Source organism: Streptomyces sp. Ag109_O5-1, assembly GCF_003814875.1.
Classification (GTDB): domain Bacteria; phylum Actinomycetota; class Actinomycetes; order Streptomycetales; family Streptomycetaceae; genus Streptomyces; species Streptomyces sasae.
In genome coordinates, this window is record NZ_RKQF01000001.1 from 986,296 (window position 1) to 998,935 (window position 12,640).

The window sequence follows — 12,640 nt, forward strand, 5'->3', positions numbered from 1 at the left end:
GTGCCCGCCGGCTCAGCGGCCGGTGACCGCGAACGCCCCGCCCGCCGCGAAGGACAGCCCGGCGAAGCGTTCGCCGATACGACGGTGGGTGGCCGCGTCCGGGTGGAGCTGGTCGGGCAGCGGGAGTTCGGCGGCGTCGGCCTCGCCGTAGAGGGCACGGCCGTCGAGGTAGTGGAGGTGCGGGTCCTCGGCCGAGCGCTGGGCGACGATCCGCGCCAGTTCGTCCCGGATGACGGCCAGGGTGAGCTTGCCGTTCGCGCGGTCGGCCGGGTCGCCGGCGGCCGTGAAGGTGAGCCGGCCCTCGCCGAAGGCGCTCAGGTCCATGGCGGTGGGGCCGGGCGTGTCCTCGTGGATGGGGCACAGAATCGGCGACACGACCAGCAGCGGAGTCTCCGGGTGCCCCTCGCGGACGGTGTCGAGGAAACCGTGGACGGCGGGGCCGAAGGCCCGCAGCCGCATCAGGTCGGCGTTGACGACGTTGATGCCGAGTTTCAGGCTGATCAGGTCGGCGGGGGTGTCCCGTACGGCGCGGGCGGTGAACGGGTCGAGCAGGGCGCTGCCGCCCAGCCCCAGGTTGACCAGCTCCACTCCGGCGAGCGAGGCCGCGAGGGCGGGCCAGATACTGGTGGGGCTCGCGGCGTCGGAGCCGTGGCTGATGGAACTCCCGTGGTGGATCCAGACCTTGCGGCCGCGGTCGGGAACGGCCGCGAGCGGGGCGTCGGTGCGCAGCGCGACCAGTTCGGTGGTCTCGTTGTGCGGCAGCCAGATCTCGACGTCCTTGTCCGCCGCGGGCAGGCCGGTGAAGCGGAGGGTGCCGACCGGGCCCGGGCGCAGCTCCGTCGTCCCGGCACTCATGTCGATGACCTGGACCCTGCCGCCGGTCACCACACCCTGACCGGTCAGGGCGCCGTCGACGAGCAGGTCGTAGACCCCGTCCGGGCGGGGCGGGGCACCGACGTAGAGCCGCTTGGTGGGCAGGGTGTCCAGTTCCACGGCGGTGGCGCGGGTGCGGAACACCAGTCGTACGCCGGAGGGCTGGGACTCGACCATGGCGAGTTGCGGGTCGGCGCACTGGGCGCGGGCCCGGGCCGGGAGCCGGTGCGGCAGGATGCCGTGCTCCGTGCGCTCCAGATCGAGGGCTCCGCGCAGGAGGCCGGGGGTGATCGGGGTGGTGGTCCAGCGGGGGTCGCGGTGGTCGGTGCTCATCGCCTCTGCCTCGGGAGCTTGCGGATACGGGGGTTCAGGTGCGGGGCCAGGTGCGCAGGAGGGCGTCCAGGGCGTCGAGGATGCGGGTCCAGGACTCCTGGCTGTCGGGGGCGCTGTGGCTGAAGCCCCCGCTCAGTTCCAGGTCGACGTAGCCGTGGAAGACGCTGCCGAGCATCCGGACGGCGTGGGTCTCGTCCGGTTCGGTCAGGTCGTAGCCGCGCAGGATCGCCCGGGTCATCTGCGCGTGCCGGACACCGGCGCTTGCCGCCGCCGTCTCCGGGTCCAGGCGCAGCCGGGCCGCCGTGTAGCGGCCGGGGTGTGCGCGGGCGTAGTCGCGGTACGCGCCGGCGAAGGCGACGAGGGCGTCCCGGCCGGCCCGGCCGGCCAGCGCGTCGGCGGCCCGGTCGGCGAGTTCCTCCAGCGCCAGCAGGGCGATCCGAGTCCTGAGGTCCTGGGAGCTCTTCACGTGCGAGTACAGGCTCGCGACCTTCACATCGAACCGTCTGGCCAGCGCCGAGACGGTCACCTGGTCGAAGCCGACCTCGTCGGCGAGTTCGGCTCCCGCCCGGACCAGCCGCTCCGTGCTCAGTCCCGCTCGCGCCACAGCCGCTCCTCCGCTTCACCGCTTGCCTGAGTCGATTATGTATTTGCCTAAAACCTTTAGGCAAATTAGCGTGCTGTGTATGCGACAGCTGAGTGAGCAGGAGATCCGTGCCGCGTTCGTGAACTGCACCAAGGGCGCGGCGAAGCGCCTGACCATCCCGCACGACCTGGACGAACGACCGTGGGACGACCTGGACTACTTCGGCTGGCGCGATCCACAGGCACCGGACCGCGCCTACCTGGTGACCGAACGGGACGGTCACGCCCGGGCCGTGGCGCTGCGCTGCCCGAGCGCCTCCTCCTGGCAGACCCGGCGCAGCATGTGCTCGATCTGCCTGACCACACACACCGGCGGTGTCTCGCTGATGGTGGCCGCGAAGGCGGGCAAGGCCGGGCAGCAGGGCAACTCCGTGGGCGCCTACCTCTGCAGCGACCTCGCCTGTTCGCTGTACGTGCGAGGCAAGCGGGACGCGGGCATGGGCGGGCGCATGCCGGAGTCGCTGACGCTGGAGGAGAAGATACGGCGGACCGTGAAGAACCTGGACGCGTTCCTGGACAAGGTGACGGGCTGAGGGTAACGGGCCGAAGGTGGCGGGCCGACAGCCGGCGGGGCCGCCCGCCCGGCCCCGTTACGGAAAGACCAGCCCCACTCCGTGGGCGAGCTGGGCGGCGGCGTGCCGGAAGAACCGCTCCCGGTCCTCCACGACACCCTTGAACTGGCCGAACAGCTCGAACCCGACCAGCCCGAACAGCTGCGCCCAGGCCGCGGTCATCGCCACGGCCACCTCCGACGGGAGGCCGGGCATCAGCTCGGCGGCCATCCGGCGGGCCTCGGGCGCCAGTTCGGCGGGTACGGGGGTACGGGCCAGACCGCGCCGGTCGAACGCCTCGCGCACGATACCGATCAGCACGAGGGCGACCCGGGCGGCCGGCGGGATGGTCGTGTCCGGCGCCGAGTAGCCGGGCACCGGCGAACCGTAGATCAGCGCGTACTCGTGCGGGTGTGCCAGCGCCCAGCCGCGCACCGCCTCGCACACGGCGACCCAGCGCTGCGCGGGGGCGGCGTCGACGGCGGCGGCGTGGGCGGTCTCGGCGGCCTCGCCGAGGGAGTCGTAGGCGTCGATGATCAGCGCGGTGAGCAGGTCGTCGCGGCTGGGGAAGTAGCGGTAGAGCGCCGAGGAGACCATGCCGAGTTCGCGTGCGACCGCCCGAAGGGACAGCTTGGCGGCCCCTTCGGCGGCGAGCTGTCTGCGCGCCTCGTCCTTGATGGCCGCGGTGACTTCCATCCTGGCTCGCGCGCGGGCGCCCTGGGGGGTGGTCATGGGGAGCAGTTTGCCATGTTCGCAGATCGGTGCACACGATTTGGAGCGCTGCACTTGCTTTGGATCGGCGCTCACATGTGCGAGCACCGCACACAAGTCGGTGCATCGCTCAAAAAAGAGAGCACTGCTCTTGCAGTGGATCACCAATCTCCCCCACACTGCTGTTCAAGCGAGAGCACTGCTCTCTCAGTCAAATGGGGGTCACCATGTCGTCGTCACAGCCTCAGCCGCAGCCGTACTACGCCCAAGCCACCCCGATGGCCGTCCGTATGAACAGCATCGTCGGCTGGCTCGCCCGGCACGGGCTCAGCCTGGCCGGCAGCGCGGAGCTGTCCGTGCGCGGCCGCAAGTCCGGCAAGATGCAGCGCGTCCCCGTCAACCCGCACACGCATGACGGCACCCAGTACCTGGTCTCGGCGCGCGGCAACTCCCAGTGGGTGCGGAACATGCGCGTCGCGGGCGGCGGGGAGCTTCGGGTGGGGCGGAAGGTGCGGGAGTTCACCGTGGTGGAGCTGCCCGACGCCGAGAAGCTCCCGGTGCTGCGGACCTACCTGGAGAAGTGGGGCTGGGAGGTCAAGCAGTACTTCCCCGGGGTGACGGCCGGGTCCTCCGACGAGGAACTCGTCGCGGCCGGGGCCGACCACCCCGTCTTCCGGGTCACCGTCACGAAGTGACGGCGTCCTCGTCGGCGGTGTCGTCGGCGGGCGGGTTCTCCGTCGCCGCCGGGCGCGGGTCGAACGCCGTGAGGGCGCGCTGGGCCAGCGGGTGGGAGCGGATGAGTTCACCGAGGGTGGTCCTGCCCTGGGTGATCTCCTTGAACGCACGCCAGGCGGGGCGGAAGCCGGTCAGGGCCGCGTGGAACAGTCCGGGCCGGCGCTCGAACGCCGCCAGCATCCGCTTGCCGACGCTCATCTCGACGCCGAGGCCCGCCTTGATGGCGAAGGCGTAGTTCAGCGCCTGACGGCGGGTGTCCACGGCGTCGTGGGCCTCGGCGATCCGCACCGCCCACTCCCCCGCGAGCCGTCCCGAGCGCAGCGCGAAGGAGATGCCTTCACGGGTCCAGGGTTCGAGGAGGCCCGCCGCGTCGCCGCAGACCAGCACCCGGCCGCGGGAGAGCGGCGAGTCGTCGGCCCGGCAGCGGGTCAAGTGGCCGGAGGAGATGCTCGGTTCGAAGCCGGCGAGGCCGAGCCGGGCGATGAAGTCCTCCAAGTAGCGCTTGGTCGCGGCACCTTCGCCGCGTGCCGAGATCACGCCGACGGTGAGGGTGTCCCCCTTGGGGAAGACCCAGCCGTAACTGCCGGGCATCGGACCCCAGTCGATGAGGACGCGCCCCTTCCAGTCCTCGGCGACCGTCTCCGGCACCGGGATCTCCGCCTCCAGGCCGAGGTCCACCTGGTCGACCTTCACCCCGACGTGGGCGCCTATCCGGCTGGCGCTGCCGTCGGCGCCGACCACCGCGCGGGCCAGCAGGGTCTCGCCGCCCTGGAGGACGACGGCGACCGTGCGCCGGTCCGGGACGGCCGAGCCGTGCTGCTCGACGCGCTGCACGGCGGCACCCGTACGCAGTTCGGCGCCCGCCTTCTGGGCGTGCTCGACCAGCTGCTGGTCGAACTCGGGCCGGTTGATCAGCCCGAACATCATCTGCTTGGAGCGGCGGGTACGGGTGAACCGTCCGTTGTTGGAGAACGTGACCGCGTGCACCCGGTCCTTGAGGGGCAGCTCGAAGCCGGGCGGCAGCGCGTCGCGCGAGGGGCCGATGATGCCGCCGCCGCAGGTCTTGTAGCGGGGGAGTTCGGCCTTCTCCAGCAACAGCACACGCCGTCCCGCGACCGCCGCCGCATAGGCGGCCGAGGCCCCCGCGGGTCCCGCGCCCACCACGACGACGTCCCACACCTGCTGCACGCCGTCCGCCTGCACGTCGTCCGCCGAAGAATTCTCGCCGCTCACGATGGTCCGCTGCTCCGATCAAGCCGTAGAAGCCGTATCAAGCCGTAGGTCAGGTCCTGCCCGTTCAAGCCGTAGGTCAGGTCCTGTCCGTCCATAAGCCGACACCTGTCACCTGTCCCCCCGCATCCTACGGCGGAGATCGCCGCAGGCCGCTGTGGGAGGATCCATGTACTCACCAGTTGAACGTCGCACCCACGAGGAGCGTGCCCATGTCGTCCAATCCGGTCGCCGAGACCGTCGCCGCCCTGCTGCCCAGGGCGCAGGCGGAGCTCGCCGAGCTGGTGGCCTTCAAGTCGGTGGCCGACTTCGCCCAGTTCCCGAAGAGCGAGAGCGAGGGCGCCGCGAACTGGGTCGCCGACGCCCTGCGCGCCGAGGACTTCGTGGACGTCGCCGTACTGGACACCCCGGACGGCACACAGTCGGTGTACGGCTACCTGCCCGGGCCGGAGGGCGCCAAGACGGTCCTGCTCTACGCGCACTACGATGTGCAGCCGCCGCTGGACGAGACCGCCTGGACCACCCCGCCGTTCGAGCTGACCGAGCGCGACGGCCGCTGGTACGGGCGCGGTGCCGCCGACTGCAAGGGCGGTGTGATCATGCACCTGCTGGCGTTGCGTGCGCTGAAGGCGAACGGCGGTGTCCCGGTCCACGTCAAGGTGATCACCGAGGGCTCGGAGGAGATGGGCACCGGCGGTCTGGAGCGGTACGCCGAGCAGCACCCCGAGCTGCTGAAGGCGGACACGATCGTCATCGGCGACGCGGGCAACTTCCGCGTCGGGCTGCCGACCGTGACCACGACCCTGCGCGGAATGACCCTGGTACGCGTCCAGATCGACACGCTTCAGGGCAATCTGCACTCCGGGCAGTTCGGTGGCGCCGCCCCGGACGCCCTGGCCGCGCTGATCCGTGTCCTGGACTCGCTGCGCGCCGCGGACGGCTCGACGACGGTCGACGGGCTCGCGCCGGAGACGGGCTGGGAGGGGCTGGAGTACGACGAGGAGCAGTTCCGCAAGGACGCGAAGGTGCTGGACGGCGTCGAGCTGATCGGTGACGGCTCGGTCGCGGACCGCATCTGGGCCCGTCCGGCGGTCACGGTGCTCGGCATCGACTGCCCGCCGGTGGTCGGCGCCACCCCGTCGGTGCAGGCGGGCGCCCGCGCCCTGGTCAGCCTCCGGGTGCCGCCGGGTGTGGACGCGGCCGAGGCGAGCAAGCTGCTCCAGGCCCACCTGGAGGCGCACACGCCGTGGGGTGCCCGGGTGAGCACGGAGCCGGTCGGCCAGGGCCAGCCGTTCCGCGCCGACACCAGCAGCCCGGCGTACCAGGCGATGGCCGAAGCGATGGCGGTCGCCTACCCGGGCGAGACGATGCAGTACGCCGGTCAGGGCGGCTCCATCCCGCTGTGCAACACCCTCGCGAGCCTCTACCCGCAGGCGGAGATCCTGCTGATCGGCCTCAGCGAGCCGGAGGCGCAGATCCACGCGGTCGACGAGAGCGTCTCCCCCGAGGAGCTGGAGCGGCTGTCGGTGGCGGAGGCGCTGTTCCTACGGAACTACGCGGCCGGCTGAGGTGAGCGGCGGCCGGACGTACGCGGCCGGCTGAACCGCTCTGCCGACGGCGAAGGACCCTCGTCCCCGGGGCGGGGGTCCTTCTACGGTCTGGGCATGGACGTCGTCGAGCTCCTCCCCCGGCTGCATCTGCTGCGCTTCCCGGTGGGCCAGGCGTACCTCTGGCACGACCCGGACACCGGCGCCTCGACGCTGATCGACGCCGGCCCGCTCGGCTCGGGCAGGCCGATCGCCGCCGCGCTCACCGCGCTGGGGCGGTCTCCTTCGGCCGTACGACGGATCGTCCTCACCCATTTCCACGAGGATCACGTCGGCGGAGCCGCCGAGTTCGCCGCTCTCAGCGGAGCCGAGGTGCTGGCCCACCGGCTGGAGGCCCCGGTGATCCGGGGTGAACGCCCAGGCCCGCCGCCGGTGTTCGAGGAGTGGGAGCGTCCGATCCATGCCGAGGTGGCGAAGCAGCTGCCCGTCGGGGATCCGGTACCCCCGGACGAGATCACCGAAGTCCGCGACGGTGACGTCCTGGACTTCGGCGACGGGGCCCGGGTCATCCATGTCCCGGGTCACACGGACGGCAGCATCGCACTCCATCTCCCTTCGCACAGCGTGCTGTTCACCGGGGACGCGGTGGCCGCCGCACCGGTCACCGGTTCGGCGATGCTCGGAGTGTTCAACCTCGACCGGGCGCGGGCCGTCGCCTCCTTCCGCCGGTTGGCCGCCCTGGAGACGCAGGTGGCGTGCTTCGGCCATGGCGATCCGGTGACCGCGAACGCATCACACGTGCTGGGTAAATCCGCGGACACCTACAAACCGCCGCGGTGACCATGGAGGCATGACCGAGACCACGCGCCGTATCACCGCCCACGCCGACATCGCGACCTCCCTGGCCCTGCTGAGCGACGTCGAGCTGGCCGAGCTGGTCGCGGCGGGCGAGTCGCTGGGCACGGGGGTCGGCGGCAGAGCCGTCCGGATCACGGTGGACGGCAGCGCGGTGTTCGTGAAGCGGATCCCCCTGACCGACCGGGAGCGGGGCCCGCTGCACGTCCGCTCCACCGCGAACCTCTACGGCCTGCCGCCTTACTGCCACTACGGCATGGGTGCCGTCTGCGGCCCTGGATTCAACGCCTGGCGGGAGCTGGCCGCGCACACGGAGACGACGAACTGGGTACTGACCGGGCGCTTCCCCGGCTTCCCGCTGCTCCACCACTGGCGGGTGCTGCCGGACACGGCCCACCCGCTGCCCGACGAACTCGCGGACGTCGAGAAGGCGGTGGCCTATTGGGGCGGCTCAACGGGCCTGCGTGACCGCATCGAGGGTCTTCGGGACGCCTCCGCGAGCATGACCCTGTTCCTGGAGCACTTCCCGTCCACCCTGCACGACTGGCTGGACGCCGAGCTGCGCACGGACCGGGCGGATGCGGCCTGCGCCCGAGTGGCGCGGCAACTGGAGGAATTGACGTCCTTCCTCCACACACGGCAGCTCCTGCATCTGGATGCCCACTTCCGCAACATCCTCACCGACGGCCGGGAGCTGTACCTCACCGACTTCGGGCTCTCACTCAGCTCCCGTTTCCGACTCACGCCCGACGAGCGGGACTTCTTCGACCGGCATCGGCACTACGACCGCGCGTACACCTCCTACCACCTGGTGATCTGGCTCGTCACCGCCCTGTACGGGTACCGGGGTGAGGAGCGGACGGAGTTCGTGCGGGCCTGCGCCGACGGGCGGCGGCCCGAGGGGATCCCCCGGGGCGCCGCCGAGTTGGTGGTCCGGCACGCCCCGCTCACCTTGGGCATGGAGGACTTCTTCCGGCGGCTGGGCCAGGAGAGCCGGCTGACGCCGTTTCCGTACCCGGACGGCTACAGCAGCTGCACGCTCTCCGCGTAGTGGCAGGCGACCGGGTTGCCGCCGCCCCGGTCGACCAGGTCCGGTACCTGTTCGACGCAGGCGGTGCGTTCGCTGTCCGTGAGCTGCCCGGCGAACTTGGGGCAGCGGGTGCGGAAGCGGCAGCCGCTGGGCGGGCGGACCGGGCTCGGGACGTCGCCCTGGACGGTGATCCGTTTCCGGGCGCGTTCCTTGCGCGGGTCGGGCAGCGGGATCGCGGAGACGAGGGCCTGGGTGTAGGGGTGCGCGGGGCGGGCGAACAGCTGCCGGGCGGGGGCGATCTCGACCAGGCGGCCCAGGTACATCACCGCGACCCGGCTGGCGACATGGCGCATGACGGAGAGGTCGTGGGCCACGAAGAGGAAGGACAGGCCGAGTTCGGACTGGAGGTCCATGAGCAGGTTCAGGACGCCCGCCTGGATGGACACGTCCAGCGCGGAGACCGGCTCGTCCAGCACGATCACCTTGGGGCGCAGCGCCAACGCCCGTGCGATGCCGATGCGTTGGCGCTGGCCGCCGGAGAACTCGTGCGCGAAGCGGTTGCCGTGCTCGGGGTTGAGGCCGACGAGCCGGAGCAGTTCGCGTACCTCGTCGCCCGCGCCGGGGCCGTAGCGGCCGTGGATGCGCAGGGGTTCGGCGACGATCTCGTGGACGGAGAGCCGGGGGTCGAGGGATGCGTACGGGTCCTGGAAGACGATCTGCAACTCACGTCGCAGGGGCCGCATCTGATGTCTGCTCAGCGTGGTGAGGTCGTGGTCCCGGTAGCGGACCGTGCCGGAGGTGGCGTTCTCCAGGCGGAGCAGGGTGCGGGAGATCGTCGTCTTTCCGGAGCCGGACTCGCCGACCAGACCGAGGGTCTCGTTCTCGTGCAGGTCGAAGGAGACCCCGCAGACGGCGTGCACATCACCGATCCGGCGGCGGACGACGCCCTTCGACATCACCGGGAAGTGTTTGACGAGGTCGCGGACCTGGAGGACGGGTTCCCCGGTGCCGCCGTGGCCGGGCAGCGGGGGCAGTGGAGCGGTCATCGGGCATCGTCCTCCAGGTCGGCGAACCGGGCCAGGGCCTCGGTGTCGGCGCCGACGGCGTCGAAGACCTCGCCGGCCGCCGTGTCGACGAGTTCGTCGGCGAAGTGGCAGGCGCTGCGGTGGGCGTCGGATCCGGCCGGGCGCAGGGCCGGTTCCGTGGTGTCGCAGGGCTCCCGGCGCATCGGGCAGCGGGGGGCGAAGGGGCAGCCCGGTGGCAGGTTGAGCAGCGAGGGCGGGGAGCCGGTGATGGGGGTCAGGCGGTCCTCCTCGCGGTCGAGGCGGGGCAGGGAGCCGAGCAGGCCGAGGGTGTAGGGCATGCGCGGGGTGTAGAAGATGTCCTCGACCGAGCCGGTCTCCACGATCCGTCCCGCGTACATGACGGCGACCCGGTCGGTGTGCCCGGCGACCACCCCGAGGTCGTGGGTGATCAGGACCAGCGCGGCCCCGGTCTCGGCGCGGGCGGCCTCCAGGGCCTCCAGGATCTGGGCCTGGACGGTGACGTCGAGGGCGGTGGTGGGCTCGTCGGCGATGATCACGTCCGGGTCGTTGGCGATCGCGATGGCGATGACGACCCGCTGGCGCATACCGCCGGAAAGTTCGTGCGGATAGCTGTCGACGCGCCGTTCGGGGCTCGGTATGCCGACCGTGCCGAGGAGTTCCACGGCGCGTTCGCGGGCCGGGCGTTTGCCGAGCCGGGGGTTGTGTCTGAGCAGGGTCTCGGTGATCTGGTAGCCGACCGTGTAGACGGGGTTGAGGGAGGTCATCGGGTCCTGGAAGACCATGGCGATGCCGCTGCCCCGTACGTCGGACAGCCGGCCGTCGGACATGCCGAGCAGTTCGGTGCCGTCGAACCGCACGGAGCCGCGTACCCGGGCCGAGCCGGGCAGCAGCCCCATCACGGCCAGCGCGGTGACCGACTTGCCGGAGCCGGACTCGCCGACGATGCCCAGCGCCTCGCCGCGCTCCAGCCGGTAGCCGACGCCGCGTACGGCCCGTACGACACCGTCCTCGGTGGGGAACTCCACGCTCAGGTCCTCGACCTCGAGCACGGCCCCGGACTCCTCGCCCCTGCCCACCACCCGGTCGACGCCCTTGCTGACGCCGTCGCTCGCGCCGTTGCCGTTGCCTGTGTCGGTGGCCGTCACTGTCGCACCCTTTGCTGCCGGGGGTCGAAGGCGTCGCGCAACCCGTCGCCGATGAAGTTGATGGTGAGGGCGATGGCGATGATGAAGGCGCCGGGGATGTAGAAGAGCCAGGGCCGGGTGTCGACCGCCGTCTGCGCCTGGGCGACCAGCAACCCGAGGGAGGTGTCCGGGGGTTGGACACCGAAGCCCAGGAAGGACAGGGCGGTCTCGGTGAGGATGCCGGTGGCGACCAGGATCGTGGCATTGACGATGATCGGGCCGAGCGCGTTGGGCAGCAGATGCCGGAAGATGATCCGGGTGTCCGACGCTCCGAGTGCCCGGGCGGCCTCCACGAACTCCTTCTCCCGCAGCGACAGCACCGACGAGCGCACCACCCGCGACACGTACGCCCAGGTCAGTCCTGCGATCACCACCGCGATCCAGTACCAGGAGCCGCCGCTGCGCGAGGAGATGACCAGCGCGATCGCGAACAGCGGGAGCGTCAGCACCAGATCGGCGATGCGCATCATGAGCGCGTCGACGAACCCCCGGTAGAAGCCCGCCACCGCTCCCCACACCGAGCCGACCAGGGTGGAGCCGAGCGCGATCAGGATGGCGATCTTCAGTGAGGTCTGGGTGCCGCGCATCACCTGGGCGTAGGCGTCGTACCCGGACGAGTCGGTGCCGAACGGGTGTTTCCAGGACGGTGGTTGGGAGTTGTCGGGGGTGAACTTGGCGTACGAGTAGTGCCAGAAGTGCGGGCCGATGAACGCCCACAGCACGATCAGCACGAAGACGACCAGACTGATCATCGCTGCCCGGTGGCGCACGAAGCGGCGCAGGACGAGTTGGGTCTGGCTGCGCTGCACGACGGTGAACTCGTGGTCCGTTTCCGCCGGTTGGGTGCCTGTCGGCCCGAGTGCCCCGATGTCAGTCATAGCGGATCCTCGGGTCGAGTACGGCGTACAGGAGGTCTGCGAAGAGGTTGAAGACGATGACGACGACGGCGGACAGCAGCAGCCAGGCCATGGTCCGGTAGACGTCGAGGGTGGTGGCGGCCTGGACGAGCATCTCGCCCATGCCGTGCCACTGGAAGATCGTCTCCGTGATGACCGCGCCGCCGAGGATGATCGCGATGTCGAGGGCGGTGACCGTGGCGAGCGGGATCAGCGCGGTGCGCAGCGCGTGCCGGGTCAGCACCTTGCCGCGCCTGAGCCCCTTGGCACGGGCGAGGCGGACGTAGTCGCTGTCCATGACCTCGAGCATGGAGGCGCGGGTGTAGCGGGTCCAGGAAGCGAAGGAGACGAGTGCGAGCGTGATGGTGGGCAGGATGAGATGGCCGATGCGGTCGGTGAACTCGTTCCAGGTGGTGTCCACGTCGAGGTACGGCGACTTCTCGCCGATGGTGCCGAGGAACTGGCTGCCGGTCTCCTGGTTGAACCAGATTCCGGCCTGCTTGAGCAGCACCGCGAACCAGAAGACGGGCATGGCGAGGAACAGGAAGCCGAAGAAGGTGATGGTGTAGTCGGCGGCGCTGTACTGGCGGATCGCGCTGAACACGCCGAAGACGACGGACATCACCAGGGCGAGCAGCATGGCCGCGGCGACCAGGGTGACGGTGACCCGGAAGCGGGTGAACAGGTCGTGCCCGATGTCGAGGTTGGCCTGGACGGACGGGCCCCAGTCACCGTGCAGGACACCGGTGATCCAGTTCCAGTAGCGCTCCACCGCCGGTTGGTCGGCGTGGATGTGGCGGGCGAAGGCGGCCACGGCTGCCTTGCTGGGCGCGGGCTGCCGTGAGGTGGCGAAATTGGCCACCGGGTCGCCCGAGTTGACGACGACCAGGAACACGATGAACGTCGAGACGATCAGGACGGGTATCGAGACGAGGATGCGGCGCACGGCGTAGGCGAGCATGCGGTCTTCTCTCGAGGAGGCCCGGCCCCGGGGTCACCGGGGCCGG

13 protein-coding genes are annotated in these 12,640 nt (G+C 70.9%); 5 read left to right on the forward strand and 8 right to left on the reverse strand.

Translation table 11 applies throughout. From position 1 onward, the window contains the following. Window positions 1–12 precede the first annotated feature (12 nt). Entirely contained in the window at window positions 13–1,206 is a 1,194-nt protein-coding gene (locus tag EDD90_RS04515) for a GDSL-type esterase/lipase family protein (protein WP_123971853.1), read from the reverse strand. A gap of 34 nt (window positions 1,207–1,240) precedes the next feature. Beyond that, the gene (locus EDD90_RS04520) at window positions 1,241–1,810 is read right to left on the reverse strand and encodes a TetR/AcrR family transcriptional regulator (protein ID WP_123971854.1); all 570 of its coding nucleotides are present in this window, start codon (window positions 1,808–1,810) and stop codon (window positions 1,241–1,243) included. Between the two features lie 79 nt (window positions 1,811–1,889). Here EDD90_RS04520 and EDD90_RS04525 point away from each other — a divergent pair, with 79 nt between their 5' ends. Continuing rightward, window positions 1,890–2,381: an FBP domain-containing protein gene (locus EDD90_RS04525; protein ID WP_123971855.1), complete on the forward strand. Its 492-nt coding sequence runs from the start codon at window positions 1,890–1,892 to the stop codon at window positions 2,379–2,381. 57 nt (window positions 2,382–2,438) lie between these two features. On the opposite strand, the gene EDD90_RS04530 is transcribed toward EDD90_RS04525, so the two are convergent. Then, entirely contained in the window at window positions 2,439–3,131 is a 693-nt protein-coding gene (locus EDD90_RS04530) for a TetR/AcrR family transcriptional regulator (RefSeq protein WP_123971856.1), read from the reverse strand. A 206-nt stretch (window positions 3,132–3,337) separates the two neighbouring features. Between EDD90_RS04530 and EDD90_RS04535 the strand changes: the two genes are divergently transcribed. After that, complete coding sequence (locus EDD90_RS04535) at window positions 3,338–3,805, forward strand: nitroreductase family deazaflavin-dependent oxidoreductase (RefSeq protein ID WP_123971857.1); 468 nt, start codon at window positions 3,338–3,340, stop codon at window positions 3,803–3,805. On the opposite strand, the gene EDD90_RS04540 is transcribed toward EDD90_RS04535, so the two are convergent. After that, complete coding sequence (locus EDD90_RS04540) at window positions 3,795–5,078, reverse strand: geranylgeranyl reductase family protein (protein WP_123971858.1); 1,284 nt, start codon at window positions 5,076–5,078, stop codon at window positions 3,795–3,797. The genes EDD90_RS04535 and EDD90_RS04540 overlap by 11 nt on opposite strands. Window positions 5,079–5,287: 209 nt before the next feature. On the opposite strand from EDD90_RS04540, the gene EDD90_RS04545 reads away from it, so the two are divergent. The 3 genes from EDD90_RS04545 to EDD90_RS04555 all read left to right on the forward strand — a co-directional run bounded on the left by EDD90_RS04545 (window position 5,288) and on the right by EDD90_RS04555 (window position 8,528). Next, on the forward strand, window positions 5,288–6,643 hold the full coding sequence (locus EDD90_RS04545) for a dipeptidase (RefSeq protein WP_123971859.1): 1,356 nt from the start codon (window positions 5,288–5,290) through the stop codon (window positions 6,641–6,643). A 96-nt stretch (window positions 6,644–6,739) separates the two neighbouring features. Beyond that, window positions 6,740–7,462, forward strand: a complete 723-nt coding sequence (locus EDD90_RS04550; protein WP_123971860.1) for an MBL fold metallo-hydrolase — start codon at window positions 6,740–6,742, stop codon at window positions 7,460–7,462. Window positions 7,463–7,472: 10 nt separating this feature from the next. Next, a complete protein-coding gene (locus tag EDD90_RS04555) occupies window positions 7,473–8,528 on the forward strand; it encodes a serine/threonine-protein kinase (RefSeq protein WP_123971861.1) in 1,056 nt (351 codons plus the stop codon). On the opposite strand, the gene EDD90_RS04560 is transcribed toward EDD90_RS04555, so the two are convergent. Genes EDD90_RS04560 through EDD90_RS04575 form a run of 4 tightly spaced genes read right to left on the reverse strand, consistent with a single transcriptional unit; the run spans window position 8,501 to window position 12,594 of the window. Continuing rightward, window positions 8,501–9,553 carry an ABC transporter ATP-binding protein gene (locus EDD90_RS04560; RefSeq protein ID WP_123971862.1) on the reverse strand — a complete coding sequence of 351 codons (1,053 nt, stop codon included), beginning with the start codon at window positions 9,551–9,553 and terminating at the stop codon, window positions 8,501–8,503. The two genes, EDD90_RS04555 and EDD90_RS04560, sit on opposite strands and share 28 nt — an antisense overlap. Beyond that, window positions 9,550–10,698: an ABC transporter ATP-binding protein gene (locus EDD90_RS04565; protein ID WP_260327630.1), complete on the reverse strand. Its 1,149-nt coding sequence runs from the start codon at window positions 10,696–10,698 to the stop codon at window positions 9,550–9,552. The genes EDD90_RS04560 and EDD90_RS04565 overlap by 4 nt, the downstream gene beginning before the upstream one ends. Then, a complete protein-coding gene (locus EDD90_RS04570) occupies window positions 10,695–11,615 on the reverse strand; it encodes an ABC transporter permease (RefSeq protein ID WP_123971863.1) in 921 nt (306 codons plus the stop codon). Before EDD90_RS04570 ends, EDD90_RS04565 begins: the two co-directional genes overlap by 4 nt. After that, on the reverse strand, window positions 11,608–12,594 hold the full coding sequence (locus tag EDD90_RS04575) for an ABC transporter permease (RefSeq protein ID WP_123971864.1): 987 nt from the start codon (window positions 12,592–12,594) through the stop codon (window positions 11,608–11,610). The genes EDD90_RS04570 and EDD90_RS04575 overlap by 8 nt, the downstream gene beginning before the upstream one ends. Window positions 12,595–12,640: the final 46 nt, after the last annotated feature.